At 58.2% G+C, this 20,475-nt stretch carries 16 protein-coding genes; 5 read left to right on the top strand and 11 right to left on the bottom strand.

Going from position 1 to position 20,475, the window contains the following annotated elements; genetic code table 11:
- Positions 1-3: 3 nt before the first annotated feature.
- On the top strand, positions 4-2,709 hold the full coding sequence (gene malT, locus ACMWKK_RS14045; RefSeq protein WP_045327138.1) for an HTH-type transcriptional regulator MalT: 2,706 nt from the start codon (positions 4-6) through the stop codon (positions 2,707-2,709).
- Between the two features lie 81 nt (positions 2,710-2,790).
- On the opposite strand, the gene ACMWKK_RS14040 is transcribed toward malT, so the two are convergent.
- Genes ACMWKK_RS14040 through glpE form a run of 3 tightly spaced genes read right to left on the bottom strand, consistent with a single transcriptional unit; the run spans position 2,791 to position 4,776 of the window.
- Positions 2,791-3,549 (bottom strand): DeoR/GlpR family transcriptional regulator, encoded by a 759-nt coding sequence (locus ACMWKK_RS14040; protein ID WP_008503060.1) that lies wholly within the window; start codon positions 3,547-3,549, stop codon positions 2,791-2,793.
- Between the two features lie 16 nt (positions 3,550-3,565).
- Complete coding sequence (gene glpG / locus ACMWKK_RS14035) at positions 3,566-4,396, bottom strand: rhomboid family intramembrane serine protease GlpG (RefSeq protein WP_045327140.1); 831 nt, start codon at positions 4,394-4,396, stop codon at positions 3,566-3,568.
- Positions 4,397-4,443: 47 nt separating this feature from the next.
- The gene (gene glpE, locus ACMWKK_RS14030; protein ID WP_008503062.1) at positions 4,444-4,776 is read right to left on the bottom strand and encodes a thiosulfate sulfurtransferase GlpE; all 333 of its coding nucleotides are present in this window, start codon (positions 4,774-4,776) and stop codon (positions 4,444-4,446) included.
- A 188-nt stretch (positions 4,777-4,964) separates the two neighbouring features.
- On the opposite strand from glpE, the gene glpD reads away from it, so the two are divergent.
- A complete protein-coding gene (glpD, locus tag ACMWKK_RS14025; protein ID WP_112779956.1) occupies positions 4,965-6,473 on the top strand; it encodes a glycerol-3-phosphate dehydrogenase in 1,509 nt (502 codons plus the stop codon).
- A gap of 88 nt (positions 6,474-6,561) precedes the next feature.
- Here the strand turns inward: glpD and glgP are convergent, their stop codons facing one another.
- The 6 genes from glgP to asd all read right to left on the bottom strand — a co-directional run bounded on the left by glgP (position 6,562) and on the right by asd (position 17,283).
- Positions 6,562-9,009, bottom strand: a complete 2,448-nt coding sequence (gene glgP, locus ACMWKK_RS14020) for a glycogen phosphorylase (protein ID WP_112779955.1) — start codon at positions 9,007-9,009, stop codon at positions 6,562-6,564.
- A gap of 18 nt (positions 9,010-9,027) precedes the next feature.
- Complete coding sequence (glgA, locus tag ACMWKK_RS14015) at positions 9,028-10,461, bottom strand: glycogen synthase GlgA (RefSeq protein ID WP_045327145.1); 1,434 nt, start codon at positions 10,459-10,461, stop codon at positions 9,028-9,030.
- A complete protein-coding gene (gene glgC, locus ACMWKK_RS14010; RefSeq protein ID WP_023333724.1) occupies positions 10,461-11,756 on the bottom strand; it encodes a glucose-1-phosphate adenylyltransferase in 1,296 nt (431 codons plus the stop codon). Before glgC ends, glgA begins: the two co-directional genes overlap by 1 nt.
- Positions 11,757-11,773: 17 nt before the next feature.
- Entirely contained in the window at positions 11,774-13,747 is a 1,974-nt protein-coding gene (gene glgX, locus ACMWKK_RS14005; protein WP_112779954.1) for a glycogen debranching protein GlgX, read from the bottom strand.
- Positions 13,744-15,930, bottom strand: a complete 2,187-nt coding sequence (glgB, locus tag ACMWKK_RS14000) for a 1,4-alpha-glucan branching enzyme (protein WP_112779991.1) — start codon at positions 15,928-15,930, stop codon at positions 13,744-13,746. The genes glgX and glgB overlap by 4 nt, the downstream gene beginning before the upstream one ends.
- Positions 15,931-16,179: 249 nt before the next feature.
- A complete protein-coding gene (gene asd, locus ACMWKK_RS13995; RefSeq protein ID WP_112779953.1) occupies positions 16,180-17,283 on the bottom strand; it encodes an aspartate-semialdehyde dehydrogenase in 1,104 nt (367 codons plus the stop codon).
- Positions 17,284-17,462: 179 nt separating this feature from the next.
- On the opposite strand from asd, the gene yhgN reads away from it, so the two are divergent.
- The gene (gene yhgN / locus ACMWKK_RS13990) at positions 17,463-18,056 is read left to right on the top strand and encodes an NAAT family transporter YhgN (protein ID WP_003861574.1); all 594 of its coding nucleotides are present in this window, start codon (positions 17,463-17,465) and stop codon (positions 18,054-18,056) included.
- Positions 18,057-18,205: 149 nt separating this feature from the next.
- On the opposite strand, the gene ACMWKK_RS13985 is transcribed toward yhgN, so the two are convergent.
- Positions 18,206-18,571, bottom strand: a complete 366-nt coding sequence (locus tag ACMWKK_RS13985) for a hypothetical protein (RefSeq protein WP_112779952.1) — start codon at positions 18,569-18,571, stop codon at positions 18,206-18,208.
- A 196-nt stretch (positions 18,572-18,767) separates the two neighbouring features.
- Positions 18,768-19,010, bottom strand: coding sequence for a sulfurtransferase TusA (tusA, locus tag ACMWKK_RS13980; RefSeq protein ID WP_025759645.1), 243 nt, complete (start codon positions 19,008-19,010; stop codon positions 18,768-18,770).
- Between the two features lie 167 nt (positions 19,011-19,177).
- On the opposite strand from tusA, the gene ACMWKK_RS13975 reads away from it, so the two are divergent.
- Positions 19,178-19,843 (top strand): 7-cyano-7-deazaguanine/7-aminomethyl-7-deazaguanine transporter, encoded by a 666-nt coding sequence (locus ACMWKK_RS13975; protein WP_406542818.1) that lies wholly within the window; start codon positions 19,178-19,180, stop codon positions 19,841-19,843.
- Between the two features lie 72 nt (positions 19,844-19,915).
- Complete coding sequence (locus tag ACMWKK_RS13970) at positions 19,916-20,473, top strand: DcrB family lipoprotein (protein ID WP_045327158.1); 558 nt, start codon at positions 19,916-19,918, stop codon at positions 20,471-20,473.
- Positions 20,474-20,475 lie beyond the last annotated feature (2 nt).

Genomic DNA, 20,475 nt, shown 5'->3' with positions numbered 1-20,475 from the left:
CCTATGTTGATTCCGTCTAAATTAAGTCGCCCGGTTCGCCTTGACCACACCGTGGTTCGCGAGCGTCTGTTGGCTAAACTTTCCGGCGCGCATAATTTCCGACTGGCGCTGGTTACGAGCCCGGCAGGCTATGGAAAAACAACGCTCATTTCACAGTGGGCTGCGGGTAAGAGCGACCTTGGCTGGTACTCCCTTGATGAAGGTGATAACCAGCAGGAGCGTTTTGCCAGCTATCTGATTGCCGCCATACAGCAAGCCACCCATGGACACTGCGTCGCCAGTGAGGTGATGGTGCAAAAGCGCCAGTATGCCAGCCTGTCCTCCCTTTTCTCTCAGCTGTTTATCGAACTGGCCGAATGGCATCGCCCGCTGTACGTGGTGATTGATGATTACCATCTCATCACGAACCCGGTGATCCATGAATCGATGCGTTTCTTCCTGCGCCATCAGCCGGAAAACCTGACGCTGGTGGTGCTGTCGCGCAACCTGCCGCAGCTGGGTATTGCCAACCTGCGCGTACGCGATCAGCTTCTGGAAATCGGCAGCCAGCAGCTGGCCTTTACCCATCAGGAAGCAAAACAGTTCTTCGACTGCCGCCTGAACTCGCCCATTGAAGCCGCCGAAAGCAGCCGTCTGTGTGACGACGTTGCCGGCTGGGCCACCGCGCTGCAGCTCATCGCCCTTTCTGCCCGGCAAAACAACAGTCCCGCGCATCAGTCGGCGCGGCGTCTGGCAGGCATCAACGCCAGCCACCTTTCTGACTACCTGGTGGATGAGGTGCTCGACAGCGTCGATCCCTCAACGCGTAATTTCCTGCTGAAAAGCTCCCTGCTGCGCTCCATGAACGACGCGCTGATCGTGCGGGTGACGGGCTGTGAAAACGGCCAGCTGCAGCTGGAAGAGATTGAACGTCAGGGCCTGTTCCTGACGCGCATGGACGATCCGGGCGAATGGTTTAGCTATCATCCGCTGTTTGGCAGCTTCCTTCGCCAGCGCTGTCAGTGGGAGCTGGCGGTTGAACTGCCGGAGATCCACCGTGCCGCCGCCGAAAGCTGGATGGCACAGGGCTTCCCGAGCGAGGCCATCCACCACGCGCTGGCCGCCGGTGATGCCAGCATGCTGCGCGATATCCTCCTCAACCATGCGTGGGGCCTGTTTAACCACAGCGAGCTGACCCTGCTGGAAGAGTCCCTCAAAGCCCTGCCGTGGGAAAGCCTGCTGGAGAACCCGCGTCTGGTGCTGCTGCAGGCCTGGCTGATGCAGAGCCAGCACCGCTACAGCGAAGTGAACACCCTGCTGGCGCGCGCCGAGCAGGAGATGGAAAGCGAGATGGATACCACCCTGCACGGCGAGTTCAACGCCCTGCGTGCTCAGGTAGCCATTAACGACGGTGACCCGGACGAAGCCGAACGGCTGGCGATGGTCGCCCTGGATGAACTGCCGCTGGCCAACTTCTACAGCCGCATCGTGGCAACCTCCGTGCACGGCGAAGTGCTGCACTGCAAAGGCGACCTCACGCGTTCGCTTTCACTGATGCAGCAAACCGAACAGATGGCGCGTCGTCATGATGTCTGGCATTACGCGCTGTGGAGCCTGATCCAGCAGAGCGAGATTTTATTCGCACAGGGGTTCCTGCAGGCCGCCTGGGAAAACCAGGAGAAAGCGTTCCAGCTGATTCGTGAACAGCATCTGGAACAGCTGCCGATGCACGAGTTCCTGTTGCGTATTCGCGCTCAGCTGCTGTGGGCGTGGTCGCGTCTGGATGAAGCAGAAAGCTGCGCCCGCCAGGGTGTGAATGTTCTTTCCAGCTTCCAGCCTCAGCAGCAGCTGCAGTGTCTGGCGCTGCTGGTACAGTGCTCGCTGGCGCGGGGCGATCTCGATAACGCCCGCAACCATCTTAACCGCCTGGAAAACCTGCTCGGCAACGGTCAGTATCATAGCGACTGGGTGTCGAACGCCGATAAGGTCCGGGTGATTTACTGGCAAATGACCGGCGATAAAAAATCCGCCGCCAACTGGCTGCGTCAAACCCCAAAACCGGAATTTGCGAACAACCACTTCCTGCAGAGCCAATGGCGCAACATTGCCCGCGCGCAGATCCTGCTCGGCGAACTCGAGCCCGCGGAGATTGTTCTGGAAGAGCTGAACGAGAACGCGCGCAGCCTGCGCCTGATGAGCGACCTGAACCGCAACCTGCTGCTGCTGAACCAGCTTTACTGGCAGGCGGGTCGTAAAAACGATGCCCAGCGCGTGCTGCTGGAAGCGCTGCAGCTGGCGAACCGCACCGGGTTTATCAGCCACTTTGTGATTGAAGGTGAAGTGATGGCGCAGCAGCTGCGCCAGCTTATTCAGCTCAACACGCTGCCGGAGCTGGATCAGCATCGCGCCCAGCGCATCCTGCGCGAGATTAACCAGCACCATCGGCACAAGTTCGCGCATTTTGATGAGAACTTTGTTGAACGTCTGCTAAACCACCCCGAAGTGCCGGAGCTTATCCGCACCAGCCCGCTCACCCAGCGCGAATGGCAGGTGCTGGGGCTGATCTATTCAGGCTACAGCAACGAGCAGATTGCCGGCGAGCTGGCGGTGGCGGCGACCACCATCAAAACGCACATCCGCAACCTGTACCAGAAGCTGGGCGTGGCGCATCGTCAGGATGCGGTGCAGCATGCCCAGCAGCTGTTGAAGATGATGGGGTATGGAGTGTAATTCATTGCCCGGCGGCGCTACGCTTGCACGGGCCTACGGGGTTTGTAGGTCGGGTAAGCGCAGCGCCACCCGACACAACCGCTAGCACAATTCCAGCTGCAGATTATTATCCTTAATCACCTGCATCACGCCCGCCGGCGGCATCACGTCGGTATAGACCGCATCCACCATGCTGATGCTGCCCATGTTCACCATCGCGTTACGGCCAAACTTCGAGTGGTCCACCACCAGCATCACGTGGCGTGAGTTTTCAATGATCGCGCGCTTGGTGCGCACCTCGTGGTAATCGAACTCCAGCAGCGAGCCGTCGCTGTCGATGCCGCTGATCCCCAGAATGCCGAAGTCGAGGCGGAACTGAGAGATAAAATCGAGGGTCGCTTCGCCGATAATCCCGCCGTCGCGGCTGCGCAGCTCGCCGCCCGCGAGGATGATGCGGAAATCGTCTTTTTGCATCAGGGTGTTGGCGACGTTCAGGTTGTTGGTCACCACGCGCAGGTTCTCGTGATCCAGCAGGGCATGGGCGACCGCTTCCGGCGTGGTGCCGATATCAATAAACAGCGTCGCCCCGTTGGGGATCTGGCTTGCCACTTTACGGGCAATGCGCTCTTTCTCCGCCGTCTGCGTGGCTTTACGGTCGTGCCAGGAAGTATTGACCGAGCTGGACGGCAGCGCCGCCCCGCCGTGGTGGCGGAGAATACGGTTCTGATCGGCCAGGTCGTTCAGGTCACGACGGATGGTTTGCGGGCTGACGGCAAACTGCTCTACCAGCTCTTCGGTGCTGACGTATCCCTGTTTTTTGACCAGTTCGATAATGGCGTCATGACGTTGTGTTTGTTTCATCAATTATCCCTGAGAATTATGTTCGTTTTCGCGCATGGAGCGTGTCGGCAAACGCCATCGCCAGCCCCACGGCCAGCCCGGCGACGTGCGCACCGTTGGCGATAGACATACCAAACAGATCAAACCATCCGGCAATTAGCCATATTAACGCAAAGGTTATTAATCCGCGTTGCAGATAGATGCCGCTTTCCGGATCGCGCTCCCCGCGAAGCCAGACGTAGCCCATCAGGGCATATACGACGCCCGACAGCCCGCCGAACCACGGCCCGCTGAACTTGTGCTGTACGTAGCCGCTCAGCAGGGCGCTGATAATTGTGATAACGATCAGCTTGCCGCTGCCCAGACGCTTTTCAACGGCACCGCCGAGATACCACCACCACAGCAGGTTAAAGAGGATATGCATCACCGAGAAGTGCATCAGCGCGTGGGTAAAGTAGCGCCAGACGTCAAACTCAAGAGACGGATCGTACGGCCAGGCCAGGGCAATCATCACGCTCTGGTCGCCCACCACGTTCATAATAATGAAGACGATAATGCAGGCCGCCATCAGCAGCAGCGTAAACGGGCCCGCGCGTTCGCGAATAGTGGCAAGGAAGGGAAAGCGGCTGTAGTGCAGCCCGCTGCCGGTCTGGCCAGACTGCCAGCTTGCCGCGAGATAGCGCGGGTCACCGGGATTTTCAAGAAAACGCGCCAGCTCCTCGTTTACCCGCGCGGCCTGGCTCTCATCGGCCAGCCAGACGTCGGTCTGCGTATGTTGCTGAATAGTCAGAATAATGCCCTGCGTCGCCATATAGTCGACAAACGCCTGGGCTACGCGCGGGTTGGTAAAAGAGGTGATCATCAACATGGGCAGCGGTCGCTTATTTCCACACAAAAGGGGACAGTATAGCGGGATTAGCGCTCAAACGCGTATTCCACTTCCGCCGGGAAATGACGATGCCAGGCATCGAAACCGCCGTCGACGCTATAAACCGCGTCATAACCCTGCTGAAGCAGATACTGCGCCGCGCCTTTGCTGCTGTTGCCGTGATAGCACATGACCATCACCGGCGTGTCGAAGTCGTTATCGCGCATAAACGCGCCCAGCGTGTCGTTGGTGAGATGAAACGCGCCCGGGGTATGGCCCATCGCAAAACTCTGCGGATCGCGGATGTCTACCAGCACCGCTTTTCCCTGGTGCATCTTCTGGTGGGCTTCTTCTACGTTAATACATTCAAACTGATCCATGGTGTTCTCTTAACAGTGGTCAACGACAAGATTTTACCCCGTAGTGTACGTCCTGGCGGCGGGTAAACGCCATTATGTTATCCATATCACTCTAAATTGTTTTTTTGATGTTACCAAAAGCGCGTTCCTTTGCTATTATGAGCGATATCGAACATTTCTGAGCTTTAACGAAAGTGCATGAGGGTGTTATGGAAACCAAAGATCTGATTGTGATAGGCGGTGGCATCAACGGTGCCGGTATTGCGGTCGATGCCGCAGGACGCGGTTTATCCGTACTGATGCTGGAAGCTAACGATCTCGCCTGCGCGACGTCGTCCGCCAGCTCCAAGCTGATTCACGGTGGCCTGCGCTACCTGGAACACTACGAATTCCGCCTGGTTAGCGAAGCGCTGGCCGAACGTGAAGTGCTGCTCAAAATGGCCCCGCATCTGGCGATTCCGATGCGCTTCCGCCTGCCCCACCGCCCGCACCTGCGTCCGGCATGGATGATCCGAATTGGTCTGTTTATGTACGATCATCTGGGTAAACGCACTAGCCTCCCGGGTTCGAAAGGGTTGCGTTTTGGCTCAGAATCGGTCCTTAAGCCTGAAATCGTGCGCGGTTTCGAATATTCCGACTGCTGGGTAGACGATGCGCGCCTGGTGCTGGCGAATGCGCAGATGGTAGAGAAGAAAGGTGGTGAGGTGAAAACCCGCACCCGCGCGACCGCTGCCCGTCGTGAAAACGGCCTGTGGATTGTGGAAGCGGAAGATATCGATACCGGCGAGAAATTCAGCTGGAAAGCGCGCGGCCTGGTGAACGCCACCGGTCCGTGGGTGAAGCAGTTCTTCGACGACGGCATGCATCTGCCTTCGCCGTACGGCATCCGCCTGATCAAGGGCAGCCACATTGTGGTACCGCGCGTGCATACCCAGAAGCAGGCCTACATTCTGCAGAACGAAGACAAGCGCATCGTGTTTGTGATCCCGTGGATGGACGAATTCTCGATCATCGGCACCACCGACGTGGAGTACAAAGGCGATCCGAAGAACGTCGAGATCGACGAGAGCGAAGTGAACTACCTGCTCAAAGTGTATAACGCGCACTTTAAGAAACAGCTGTCGCGCGACGACGTGGTCTGGACCTACTCCGGCGTGCGTCCGCTGTGCGATGACGAGTCTGATTCACCGCAGGCGATTACCCGCGACTATACGCTCGATATTCACGACGTTGACGGCCAGGCGCCGCTGCTTTCCGTATTTGGCGGCAAGCTCACCACCTACCGCAAGCTGGCCGAGCACGCGCTGGAAAAACTGGCGCCGTACTACAAAGGCATTGGCCCGGCATGGACCAAGGGCGCGGTGCTGCCCGGCGGTGATATCGGCGATAACCGCGACGATTACGCCGCGAAGCTGCGCCGTCGCTTCCCGTTCATCACCGAAGGCATGGCGCGCCACTACGCCCGCACCTACGGCAGCAATACCGAGCTGTTCCTGGGTGAGGCGAAGGACATTGCGGATCTGGGCGAGCATTTCGGCCACGAGCTGTACGAAGCCGAGCTGCGCTATCTGGTTGAGCACGAGTGGGTGCGTCGTCTGGATGATGCTATCTGGCGCCGAACCAAAGAAGGGATGTGGCTCAACGCCGAACAGCAGTCTCGCGTGGCGCAGTGGCTGCTGCAAAATGTGGGAAAGCGTGAGCTGTCGTTGGCGTCGTAGTTGGAAAAAAAGCCGGGTGGCGGCTCCGCCTTACCCGGCCTACTCGATCCCGTAGGCCCGGTAAGCGCAGCGCCACCGGGCTCTGTTTTTACAACCGCACCGGATCAATATGCCAGATCGTCTCGGCATACTCCTTGATGGTCCTGTCTGACGAGAAATAGCCCATATTGGCGATGTTGTACATCGCGGCGCTGGTCCACTTCTCCGGCTGGCGATACAGCTCGTCCACCTTGTCCTGACAGTCCACGTAGCTGCGGTAATCCGCCAGCACCTGGTAGTGATCGCCAAAGTTAATCAGCGAATCGACCAGATCGCGATAGCGGCTCGGTTCATCAGGGCTAAACACGCCGGTCGCGATCTGCGTCAGCACCTGGCGCAACTCTTCATCCTCTTCGTAATACTGACGCGGCGAGTAGCCTTTCCTGCGCAGCGCCTCCACCTCTTCCGTCGTATTACCGAAGATAAAGATATTTTCTTCGCCCACGTGCTCCAGCATCTCGACGTTCGCCCCGTCCAGCGTGCCGATGGTCAGCGCGCCGTTAAGGGCAAACTTCATGTTACTGGTGCCGGACGCTTCCGTCCCCGCCGTGGAAATCTGCTCAGAGAGATCCGCCGCCGGGATGATCAGCTGCGCCAGGCTTACGCTGTAGTTCGGAATGAAGACTACCTTCAGCTTATCGCCAATGTCCGGATCCTGGTTGACCACCTTCGCCACGTCGTTGATGAGATGAATGATGTGCTTCGCCATGTAGTAGGCGGACGCCGCCTTACCGGCGAAGATCTTCACGCGCGGCACCCATTCGGCCGTCGGATCGGCCTTGATGCGGTTGTAATGGGTGATCACGTGCAGCACGTTCATCAGCTGACGCTTGTATTCGTGGATGCGTTTGATCTGCACGTCGAACAGCGCTTTCGGGTTTGCCACCACGTTGAGGTGCATCGCCAGCCAGACCGCCAGACGCTTTTTGTTCAGCAGCTTGGCTTCGCGCACGGCCTTGTTCACCGTCGGGAAATCAATGTGCTGTTCCAGCTCGCTCAGCTGGCTCAAATCGGTACGCCAGGTGCGGCCAATGTTCTCGTCCAGCACCTCGGAGAGCGGCTGGTTGGCCAGCGCCAGCCAGCGGCGCGGAGTGACGCCGTTGGTCACGTTGCAGAAACGCGTCGGGAAGATCTTCGCGAAGTCCGCAAACAGCGACTGCACCATCAGGTTTGAGTGGAGCCCGGACACGCCGTTGACCTTGTGGCTGATGACAACAGCCAGCCAGGCCATGCGCACGCGGCGGCCGTTCGATTCATCAATGATCGACGCGCGGCTCAGCAGGCCGGTATCGTTCGGATACTGCTCCTGCAGCGTCTTGAGGAAGTAGTCGTTAATCTCAAAGATAATCTGCAGATGGCGCGGCAGGATTTTGCCGAGCATGTCCACCGGCCACGTCTCCAGCGCTTCGCTCATCAGCGTGTGGTTAGTGTAAGAGAACACCTGGCAGGTCACCTCAAAGGCGTCGTCCCAGCTGAACTTATGCTCGTCGATCAGCAGGCGCATCAGCTCGGGAATAGAGAGCACCGGATGGGTGTCGTTAAGGTGGATCGCGGTTTTCTCCGCCAGGTTGGCGTAGGTTTTGTGCAGCTGATGGTGGCGGCTGAGGATGTCCTGAATCGTCGCCGAAACGAGGAAATACTCCTGACGCAGGCGCAGCTCGCGGCCGGAGTAGGTCGAGTCGTCCGGATACAGCACGCGGGAGACGTTCTCGGAGTGGTTTTTATCTTCCACTGCCGCAAAGTAGTCCCCCTGGTTGAATTTACCGAGGTTGATTTCGCTACTCGCCTGGGCGCTCCACAGGCGCAGCGTGTTGGTGGCATCGGTGTCGTAGCCGGGGATGATCTGGTCGTAGGCCACGGCCAGGATCTCTTCCGTTTCCACCCAGCGGGATTTTTTTCCTTCCTGCTGAATACGCCCGCCAAAGCGCACCTTGTAGCGCGTGTTGTGGCGCTTGAACTCCCACGGGTTGCCGTACTCCAGCCAGTAGTCCGGGGACTCTTTCTGTCGCCCGTCGACAATGTTCTGCTTGAACATGCCGTAGTCGTAGCGAATGCCGTAGCCGCGGCCCGGCAGCGCCAGCGTCGCCAGCGAGTCAAGGAAGCAGGCGGCAAGACGTCCCAGGCCGCCGTTGCCGAGGCCCGGGTCGTTCTCTTCGTCAATCAGCTCTTCTAAATCCAGCCCCATCTCTTCCAGGGCGGTTTTGACGTCGTCGTAAATGCCGAGCGACAGCAGCGCGTTGGACAGCGTGCGGCCAATCAAAAATTCCATCGACAGGTAGTAAACCTGACGCGTTTCCTGCGAGAGCTGGGCGCGGTTTGAGCGCAGCCAGCGTTCAACTAAACGGTCGCGCACCGCAAACAGGGTGGCGTTCAGCCACTCGTGCTTGTTGGCGATGACCGGATCTTTCCCGATGGTGAACATCAGCTTGTAGGCGATGGAGTGCTTTAACGCCTCAACGCTGAGCGTGGGTGAAGAGTAGCTAAATGGAGCGTTCATATCAGTAACTTCGCCTCGTTACATCAAGCGTTGATAGAGATCGCGGTACGACTGCGCCGCGACGTGCCAGCTAAAGTCCATGGACATCGCCTGACGCTGAACGTAACGCCAGAGCGATGGGCGGGACCACAAGACGAAAGCACGCCGAATCGCCCGAAGCAGCGACCAGGCATTACTGTCCTCAAAGACAAACCCGCTGGCGATACCGTCCGCCAGGTTTTCCAGAGAGCTATCGGATACGGTATCCGCCAGCCCGCCCGTGCGGCGCACCAGCGGCAGCGTGCCGTATTTCAGCCCGTAAAGCTGCGTCAGGCCGCAGGGTTCGAAGCGGCTGGGCACCAGGATGACGTCCGCGCCGCCCATGATGCGGTGCGAGAACGCCTCGTGGTAGCCAATCTGCACGCCCACCTGCCCCGGGTGTTCCGCCGCGGCGGCAAGGAAACCTTCCTGCAGCACCGGGTCGCCCGCGCCGAGCAGCGCCAGCTGGCCGCCCTGCTCCAGCAAACCAGGCAGCGCCTCCAGCACCAGATCCAGCCCTTTCTGGCTGGTCAGGCGGCTGACCACCGCAAACAGCGGCACTTTGTCGTTAACCTTCAGGCCCATCGCAATCTGCAGCTGGCGTTTGTTTTCCGCCTTGTCTTCCACGGAATCACGGCCATAGCGCGCCGCCAGCAGGAGATCCGTTTCCGGGCTCCAGATCTTTTCATCCACGCCGTTCAGAATGCCCGAAAGGCGGCCTTCGCGATGGCGCTGCTGCAGCAACCCTTCCATGCCGTAGCCAAACGCCGGCTGGGTGATCTCACGCGCGTAGGTTGGGCTTACGGCAGTAATATGATCGGCGTAATAGAGCCCGGCTTTCAGGAACGAGATCTGCCCGTTGAACTCCAGCCCGTGCATGTTATAGAACGACCATGGCAGATCGATGTCATTCATATGGTGCGCGTAGTACATCCCCTGGTACGCCAGGTTATGCACGGTGAAGACCGATTTGGCCGGGTGGCCGCGCGCGGCGAGATACGCCGGGGCAAGCCCGGCGTGCCAGTCGTGCGCGTGCACCACGTTCGGGCGCCAGAACGGATCCAGCCCCGTCGCCATTTCAGCGCCGACCCAGCCGAGCAGCGCAAAGCGCAGCACGTTGTCGGTGTAGGCGAACAGGTTCGTATCGTGATACGGGCTGCCCGGTCGGTCGTACAGGTGCGGCGCGTCGATCAGGTAAATCCCTACGCCATTGTAGTGTCCAAACAGCAGGGTAATGCGTCCGGCAAACGTTTCACGGCGGGTCACCACCTTTGCATCAGGTATGCCGCGCCGGATATCCGGAAAGGCGGGCAGCAGGACTCGGGTATCCACGCCTCCGGCGATTTGCGCTGCCGGTAATGCACCCAGAACATCTGCCAGACCGCCCGTTTTTAACAACGGGAACATCTCAGAACATACGTGTAAAACCTGCATCATCGCTCCTGTTTGATCTGCAGCTTCCGCAACATTTCCCGTGTAACTAACACGATCCCCTCTTCCGAACGGTAGAAACGACGCGCGTCTTCTTCCGCGTTTTCACCAATGACCATCCCTTCAGGGATGACGCAGGCGCGGTCGATCACGCAACGACGCAGACGACACGAGCGCCCTACCCAGACATCCGGCAATAAGACTGCCGAATCGATATTACAGAATGAATTTATCCGCACGCGCGGGAACAGCACGGACTGCACCACCACCGAACCGGAGATAATGCACCCGCCGGACACCAGCGAGTTCAGCGTCATGCCGTGGCTGCCGGAGCGGTCCTGCACGAACTTGGCCGGTGGCAGGGACTCCATATGGGTTCGAATCGGCCAGTTCTGGTCGTACATATCCAGCTCAGGCGTGACCGACGCCAGGTCGAGGTTCGCTTTCCAGTACGCTTCCAGCGTGCCCACATCGCGCCAGTAAGGCTCCGCGTTCGGATCGGACTGCACGCAGGAGAGCGGGAAAGGATGTGCATACGCCATGCCAGCTTTCGTGATTTTTGGAATGATGTCTTTACCGAAGTCGTGGCTGGAGTTTTCGTCTTTGTCGTCTTCTTCCAGCAGCTCATAAAGATAATCTGCATCAAAGACATAGATCCCCATGCTGGCGAGCGATTTGGTGTCATCGCCCGGCATGGTTGGCGGGTTCGCCGGTTTTTCAACGAAGTCGATAATTTTGTCGTCAGCATCCACATGCATCACGCCAAACGCCGTCGCCTCGGCAACGGGCACCGGCAGACACGCCACGGTGCAGCGCGCTCCTTTTTCGACGTGGTCGATCAGCATGTGGGAGTAATCTTGCTTGTAGATGTGGTCCCCGGCGAGGATAACGATGTATTCCGCGCTATAGCGACGAATGATGTCGAGGTTCTGCGTCACCGCATCCGCCGTTCCGCGGTACCAGTTCTCGCCGTGAACGCGCTGCTGGGCAGGCAGGAGATCGACAAACTCGTTCATCTCCTCGCTGAAGAATGACCAGCCGCGCTGAATATGCTGAACCAGCGTGTGCGACTGATACTGCGTAATGACGCCAATGCGGCGAATGCCCGAGTTCAGGCAGTTGGACAGGGCAAAGTCGATGATGCGGAACTTACCACCAAAGTGAACAGCCGGTTTAGCGCGCTTGATGGTCAAATCTTTCAGACGGGTACCACGCCCGCCCGCAAGTATCAGGGCAACCGTTTTTAAGGGTAGCTGGCGTGCCAACATTAAGGGATCGTTCTTCTCTAATCTAACCATGACTAACTCCTTTTTTATCATCTTTGGAATACGCACACTCCGTGCGCAGGCCCGTGCCAGACAGCCATTACTACCGGATTATCCGCTCCGGCAAAGGGGGGAACGGCGCGCCACTCCCCGTCAGGTAAAACAATCTCTGCGACGTCATCCGTCGCGTTCAGCGTCACCAGCCACTTATCCGACAGCAGGATTTGCAGGCGTGGGACGCCGTGTTGCCACTCTTGCGCGCTTAACGGCTGCGCGTCTTTATTCAGCCAGCGAACGTTGCCGTCCCCCTCCTCCCACCAGCTGTTGGCGGTCAGGGCGGGGATCTGCTGGCGGAGATGGATCAGCGCGGCGGTGAAATGGATCAACCCGCTGTTGGCCTCCCCCCAGTCAAGCCAGGTCAGGGGGTTATCCTGGCAATAGGCGTTGTTGTTGCCGTGCTGGCTGTGGCCGTGCTCATCGCCCGCCAGCAGCATCGGCGTGCCCTGCGACAATAAAAGCGTGGTCAGCAGCGCATGAACGCTGGCGCGTCGCCGCTCTATCACATCCAGACTTCCGCCTAACCCTTCTATACCATGGTTAAAGCTATGGTTATTGTTAGTCCCATCGCGATTCTCTTCGCCGTTTGCCTCATTGTGTTTCTGATTGAAACAAACGCAGTCCCTGAGCGTAAAACCGTCATGCGCCGTCAGCAGATTAACGGTGGCCGACGGGCGTTTGCCGTCGCGCTTAAAGAGATCGCTGGACGCGGCAAAGCGCCCGGCAAATTCCCCCAGCGAGAGATTCCGTTCCAGCCAGAAGCGGCGCGTGGCATCGCGATAATGATCGTTCCACTCGGCAAACAGCGGCGGGAAATTCCCGACCTGATACCCACCTTCACCAATGTCCCACGGCTCGGCAATCAGCTTCACCTGCGAGAGCACCGGACAGTTTTTTATCGCCTCAAACAGCGGCGCCTGCTGGCTGAACGCTGGCGTGCGCCCCATCACCGGTGCCAGGTCAAACCGAAAGCCGTCGACGTGGAACGTCTCCACCCAGTATTTCAGGCATTCATAAGCAAAATGCGTGACCGCCGGATGGCTGAGGTTGAGCGTGTTGCCGCAGCCGGTCCAGTTCTCATAATCGCCATCCTGCCTGATCCAATAATAGCTACGGTTATCAATTCCGCGCATGGAGAGCGTCGGGCCGTCGAGATCGCTTTCTGCGCTGTGGTTCAGCACCACGTCCAGAATGACCTCAATGCCCGCCGCGTGGAGCGCCTTCACCGCATCGCGGAACTCCTCTCGCGCCTTTTCCGGATGGACGGCATAGCGCGGTTCGAGCGCGAACATCGCCAGCGGGTTGTAGCCCCAGTAGTTGCTCAGCCCGAGCCGCTGCAGGCGGGGTTCGCTGGCAAAATGGGCGACGGGGAGCAGCTCCAGCGCGGTGATGCCGAGGTGTTTCAGGTAAGCGATCATGGTGGGATGCCCGAGCGCCTTATAGGTGCCGCGCATCTCCCTGGGGATCGACGGGTGCAGCCAGGTCAGCCCTTTGACGTGGGCTTCATAAATGACGGTATTGCCCCACGGCGTGCGCGGCGGAGCATCGTCTTCCCAGTCGTACAGATCGTTCACCACCACGCTTTTGGGCACGACGGGCGCGCTGTCGCGGTGGTCGGGCTCGCCGTAGCCCACGTGGAAGAGCGGGTCGTCTTTAAACTCGCCATCGACGCGGTGCGCGCACGGGTCAATCAGCAGCTTCGCCGGGTTAAACCAGTGACCCTGCGCCGGTTCCCACGGGCCGTGAACGCGAAAGCCATAGTGCATGCCTGGCCGTCCTCCTGCCAGGTAGCCGTGCCAGGTATCCCCCGTGCGCGCGGGGAGATCGTAACGGTGCTCGTTACCTTCCCCGTCAAACACGCACAGTTCGACCCGCTCAGCGTGAGCGGAAAAGAGGGTGAAATTGACCCCCATTCCGTCAAAGCGCGCGCCGAGCGGTTCGGGTTTACCTGCCGTAAGCTGCGTCATTCGCCCTCCCGCATCAGCCAGATGGTGGCAAGCGGCGGCAGCGTGAGGCTCAGGGAGTTTGGCCGCCCGTGGCTTTCGATGGCGTCGCTCTGTACCAGCCCGCCGTTACCGGCGTTGCTGCCGTGGTAGTGCATCGAGTCGGTATTGAGGATTTCGCGCCACTTGCCCGGCTGGTTAATGCCGAAGCGGTAGTGCTGGCGCGGCACCGGCGTGAAGTTGCTGGCAACGATGATCTCGTTACCCGCTCTGTCGCGCCGCACGAAGATAAATACCGAGCGCTCGTGGTCGTCCACCACCAGCCACTCAAAGCCGTACGGATCGAAGTCGAGCTCGTGCAGCGCCTTGTGGTGGCGATAGGTCAGGTTCAGGTCGCGCACCAGGCGCTGCACGCCGTGGTGCCAGTTGTCGCCGCCTTCCAGCAGGTGCCAGTCAAGGCTGGTGTCGTGGTTCCACTCACGCCCCTGCGCGAACTCGTTGCCCATAAACAGCAGCTTTTTACCCGGGAAGGCAAACAGCCAGCCGTAGTAGGCGCGCAGGTTGGCAAACTTCTGCCACGCGTCGCCCGGCATGCGGTCGAGAATCGACTTTTTACCGTGCACCACTTCATCGTGCGACAGCGGCAGCATGAAGTTTTCGGTGTAGTTGTAGAGTATCCCGAACGTCAGCTTATCGTGATGGTACTTGCGGTGGACCGGATCCAGCTTCATGTAGTCGAGCGTGTCGTGCATCCAGCCCAGGTTCCACTTATACCAGAACCCCAGGCCGCCTGAGGACGGCGGACGGGAGACGCCCGCAAAGTCGGTCGACTCTTCCGCCATGGTCACGGCACCGTCCACCTGCTCGCCGATAATGCGGTTGGTATTGCGCAGGAATTCAATGGCTTCCAGGTTTTCACGGCCGCCGTACTCGTTCGGGATCCACTCGCCCTCTTTGCGGCTGTAGTCGCGGTAGATCATCGACGCCACCGCATCCACGCGCAGGGCATCAATGCCGAAACGCTCGATCCAGTACAGGGCATTCCCGACCAGGTAGTTTGAGACCTCACGGCGACCGTAGTTGTAGATCAGCGTGTTCCAGTCCTGGTGATAGCCTTCGCGCGGGTCGCTGTGCTCGTACAGCTTCGTGCCGTCAAACTCTGCCAGCGCAAAATCATCCGACGGGAAATGGCCCGGCACCCAGTCGAGGATCACGTTCAGCCCGGCGGCGTGCGCTGCATCAATGAAATAGCGGAAGTCATCGCGCGTGCCGAAGCGGCGGGTCGGCGCATACAGCCCGGTAGGCTGGTAGCCCCAGCTGCCGTCGAACGGGTGCTCGTTGACCGGCAGCAGCTCCAGGTGGGTAAAGCCCATCCATTTGGCGTACGGCACCAGCTGGTCAGCAAGCTCCCGGTAGCTGAGCCAAAAGTTGTTATCGGTGTGGCGACGCCAGGAGCCCAGGTGTACCTCATAGACGGAGATGGGGGCATCAAAGCGGTTGGCCTGTTTACGCTCCTCCGTCTGGACCACCTTCTCCGGCAGGCCGCAAATCAGCGACGCGGTATCCGGGCGCATCTGCGCTTCAAAGGCATACGGGTCGGCTTTAATGCGCAGCTTGCCGTGGGCGTCGATCATCTCGAATTTGTACAGCTGCCCGTGGTGCGCCCCCGGGATAAACAGCTCCCAGATGCCGGTTTCCCGACGCAGGCGCATCGGGTGACGGCGACCGTCCCAGTAGTTGAACTGGCCGACCACGGAGACGCGCTGGGCGTTAGGCGCCCACACGGAGAACCGCGTGCCCGTAATGCCGTCCATGGTATCCGCATGTGCACCCAGCGTTTCATAAGGGCGAAGATGCGTTCCTTCGGAGAGCAGCCAGGCATCCATCTCCTTCAGCAGAGGACCAAAGCTGTAGGGGTCGTCAATCAGGTTTTGCTGGCCGTGCCAGAGAACGGCGAGCTGATAGCGAAAAGGGTTTTTACGGCGGGGCATTACGCCCGAGAAGAAGCCACGAGAATCGAGGCATTCAAGATTACCGACCTTGCGGCCGGTTTTGGGCTCAATCACCCAGACTTCGGTGGCATCCGGTAACAGCGCCCGAACTTCCAGACCCGCCTCTGTACGGTGCATCCCCAGCACGGAAAAGGGGTCGGCAAAATGACCCGCAATAAGCGCATTAATCACGTCTCTATCCACACGATCGGACATGGTATTCATCCTGTTTTTTATGTCGTCCTTTTTAAGCGCTCCGGGACGACTTTTAATGTGACCTGAACGGGACAGCACAAAAATGTGCATCCATTCTGTTCCGTTCGAACCTCAGGTAAGAAATGACTCTTCCTTAAAGCATAGCCAACGCTCTAGATGACTCCTGATAAAAAATAAGACATACGCGTGTTACTCCATGTAGTACGCAAAAAAAAGGGGTGAAAATCACCCCTGGTCGTTAACAAATTATTACGCGAGCTGGCGCAGCATGCGGCGCAGCGGCTCGGCGGCGCCCCACAAAAGCTGGTCGCCGACGGTGAACGCGGAGAGATACTCCGGCCCCATGTTCAGCTTGCGCAGACGGCCAACCGGCGTGGTCAGCGTGCCGGTCACGGCAGCCGGGGTCAGCTCGCGCATGGTGATATCGCGATCGTTTGGCACCACTTTCGCCCACGGGTTGTGCGCGGCCAGCAGCTCTTCCACGGTCGGAATAGACACATCTTTTTTCAGTTTAATGGTGAAGGCCTGGCTGTGGCAGCGCAGCGCGCCGATACGTACGCACAGACCGTCAACCGGAATGGTGTTCGCGGTGTTAAGGATTTTGTTGGTCTCGGCCTGGCCCTTCCACTCTTCGCGGGTCTGGCCGTTATCCAGCTGTTTGTCGATCCACGGGATCAGACCACCGGCCAGCGGTACGCCGAAGTTATCCACCGGCAGCTCGCCGCTGCGGGTCAGTTGAGTCACTTTACGCTCAATATCCAGAATAGCGGACGCCGGGTTTGCCAGCTCGGTCGCGACGCTCTGGTGCAGCTGGCCCATCTGGGTCAGCAGCTCGCGCATGTGGCGCGCGCCGCCGCCGGACGCGGCCTGGTAGGTCGCCACGGAGACCCACTCCACCAGCTCCTGCGCGAACAGGCCGCCGAGGGACATCAGCATCAGGCTGACGGTGCAGTTACCGCCGACAAAGGTTTTCACGCCGTTGTTCAGACCGTCGGTGATAACCCCCTGGTTCACCGGGTCGAGAATGATGATGGCATCGTCCTTCATGCGCAGCGAAGAGGCCGCGTCAATCCAGTAGCCCTGCCAGCCGCTTTCACGCAGCTTTGGATAGATTTCGTTGGTATAATCGCCGCCCTGGCACGTCACAATAATGTCGAGTGCCTTCAGCGCTTCCAGATCGTAAGCATCCTGCAACGTGCCTGTGGTACCACCAAAGGACGGAGCAGCCTGGCCGAGCTGAGAAGTGGAGAAGAAGACCGGGCGGATAGCGTCGAAATCGCGCTCTTCAACCATGCGTTGCATGAGTACAGAGCCGACCATACCGCGCCAGCCGATAAAACCAACGTTTTTCATAGCATTTTTTTCCTGCTGAGGGTGTGTGCTGATTGTGCAAGCCAGTATTGAACTGGGATATGCTTCACATTACAAAATGCTGCCAAAGTCGCAAGCGAAATTAATCGATGATTGCCCGGCAATCAGAAAAAGCGCTAATCATCGAAATAACACTACTAAGTATCAGGGATAATTTAAAGATGAGTGAAATCATTTCCGCGGCGGTTTTATTGATCCTGATTATGGATCCACTCGGAAACCTGCCTATCTTCATGTCGGTGCTAAAGCACACCGAGCCGAAGCGTCGCCGGGCGATCATGATCCGCGAGCTGCTCATCGCCCTGCTGGTGATGTTTATCTTCCTGTTTGCGGGCGAAAAAATTCTCGCGTTCCTGAACCTGCGTGCTGAAACCGTGTCGATTTCCGGCGGGATTATTCTGTTCCTGATTGCCATTAAGATGATTTTCCCGAGCGCGGAAGGCAGCAGCAGCGGACTGCCTGCGGGTGAAGAGCCGTTTATCGTACCGCTGGCAATTCCCCTCGTCGCGGGGCCAACCATTCTTGCCACGCTGATGCTGCTGTCGCATCAGTATCCGAACCAGATGAGCCATCTGGTGATTGCCCTGCTGATCGCCTGGGGCGGGACGTTTATTATCCTGCTGCAGTCATCCCTGTTCCTGCGCCTGCTGGGCGAGAAAGGGGTAAACGCGCTGGAACGCCTGATGGGGCTGATTCTGGTGATGATGGCGACGCAGATGTTCCTGGACGGGATACGGGCGTGGATGAAAGGATGACTTTCTTCCTCTCCCCGTGGGCTGAGGGCCGGGGTGAGGACATCAGGCCGCAGACGCCGTATTTTTGCCGGGTGGCGGCTTCGCCTTACCCGGCCTACAACTGCTCTAGTCCCGTAGGTCGGGTAAGCGTTAGCGCCACCCGACTTTTTTCACAGTGGCAAGATGCCTTCATTTGTACGTAGCCAGCGCGATGCTTTCAGCAGCAGCTGTGTTAACAGCTGGCAATAGCTTCCCAACTGATCAACTTCCGGTTCGAAGGCAGGGACGTCCAGCGGCAGGTCATCTACCGTTAAACTCGCTTTTAAATATTCAGGAACAGGTTCAAGCAATGTTGGCTGGAGAAGAGCCAGACAGGCGGAAAGCCGCCCGCACAGCGCCATCTTCTGTGGCCGATCTTCGCATTCAACCATTGCGTCAACAAACCGCTCGCAGTTGTCTGCAAGTTTGGTGAAATCGGTGGTGCGATCGAACGGAATAGTGAATAAAGAGTGAGAAACGTTAGGGGTAGTAGTCATATGACCGCCTCCAAAGAGTAGTTTTTATCCACCACTGGAGAGGCTAATCCTGGCGCCTGATTTTGCAGGCGCGGCAAGAAGATACTGCTTTGCCGATCGGGTGGCAAGAGAGGCTCTGGAAGGCGGCTCGCAAAACGAATGATTATTTATGATGGGTACGGCCTGATACCCTCAACCTCTCCCAAATAAGTGAGTGCTACCCCTTACGAATCAAATACCGGTACGGCAGCGCGTCGGTCTGCTGTGCCACCAGCTCATGTTCCATAAAGGTACAAAAACCGGGAATATCGCGGGTCGTGGCCGGGTCGTCGGCAACGATCAGCAGCGTTTCACCGGTCTGCATGTTGCGCACGGTTTTACGTACCATCATTACCGGTTCCGGGCAGCGAAGGCCCTGGGCATCAAGGGTATGGTCTGGGCTGGAAAACAGGTCGGTCATGGTCTTCTCGGTCTGGTAAAAACGGCTGTAGTTTACGCCCGGTTGCGCGCAATGCAAACCAGGTTAACGATTGCGTAAAAACTAACCATTGCATTGTCCTGCCAAAGCAGTATCATGCTGCGGTTTTTATTGGGTTCCCTCACCCCAACGTATAAAAAGGTCACAATATGACGCAGTTTTCTGAATCACAGCGCGTAAAAGCGTTGTTCTGGCTTTCCCTTTTCCATTTGCTGGTGATCACCTCCAGTAACTATCTGGTGCAGCTCCCGATCTCCATCTTTGGTTTCCATACCACCTGGGGCGCGTTCAGCTTTCCGTTTATTTTCCTCGCCACGGATTTAACCGTGCGTATCTTTGGCGCCCCGCTGGCTCGCCGCATTATTTTTGCGGTCATGCTTCCGGCGCTGTTCATCTCGTACGTAGTGTCGTCTCTGTTTTACATGGGAAGCTGGCAGGGCGTTGAGGCGTTAACCCACTTCAACCTGTTTGTTGCCCATATCGCCGCGGCAAGCTTTATGGCCTACGCGCTGGGGCAGATCCTCGACGTGCACGTGTTTAACCGCCTGCGTCAGAATCATCGCTGGTGGATGGCGCCCACTGCCTCCACGCTGTGCGGAAACGTGAGCGATACGCTGGCCTTCTTCTTCATTGCCTTCTGGCGCAGCCCGGATGCGTTCATGGCCGAACACTGGATGGAAATCGCGCTGGTGGACTACTGCTTCAAGGTCCTCATCAGCATTGTTTTCTTCCTGCCGATGTACGGCGTGCTGCTGAATATGCTGCTGAAAAGGCTGGCAGATAAATCTGAAATCACCGCATTGCAGGCTGGTTAAGGGTTCGCTTTGCCAGTTGTGATAAGATGAGCGAATGAGCCGCTATGGCCGTTTATCGAAAGGAAGAAGTCAATGCGCAATCTGGTTAAATATGTCGGGATTGGCCTGCTGGTTGTGGGTCTTGCAGCCTGTGATAACAGCGACACGAAAACGCCTGCTCAGGGCGCATCCGCTGAGAGCAACGCGACCGGCCAGCCGGTGAATCTGATGGATGGCAAACTCAGTTTCTCTCTGCCAGCCGATATGACTGACCAGAGCGGCAAGCTGGGCACCCAGGCGAACAACATGCACGTTTACTCCGACGCCACCGGGCAGAAAGCAGTGATTGTGATTGTGGGCGACGATACCAGTGAAGATCTGGCCGTGCTGTCCAAACGTCTGGAAGACCAACAGCGCGCCCGCGACCCGCAGCTGCAGGTCGTCACCAATAAATCTATCGATCTGAAAGGCCACACGCTGCAACAGCTCGACAGCATTATCTCTGCCAAAGGCCAGACCGCGTACTCTTCTGTAGTGCTGGGCAAGGTCGATAACAAACTGCTGACCCTGCAGATCACCCTGCCAGCGGAAGATCAGCAGAAAGCGCAGACGGCCGCTGAAAACATCATTAACACCATCGTGATTCAGTAACG

Origin of the sequence: Enterobacter sp. 01-M-03-SI-ECC, assembly GCF_047530215.1 — a bacterium.
Classification (GTDB): domain Bacteria; phylum Pseudomonadota; class Gammaproteobacteria; order Enterobacterales; family Enterobacteriaceae; genus Enterobacter; species Enterobacter chengduensis.
This window is presented reverse-complemented; position numbering and strand designations above follow the sequence as displayed.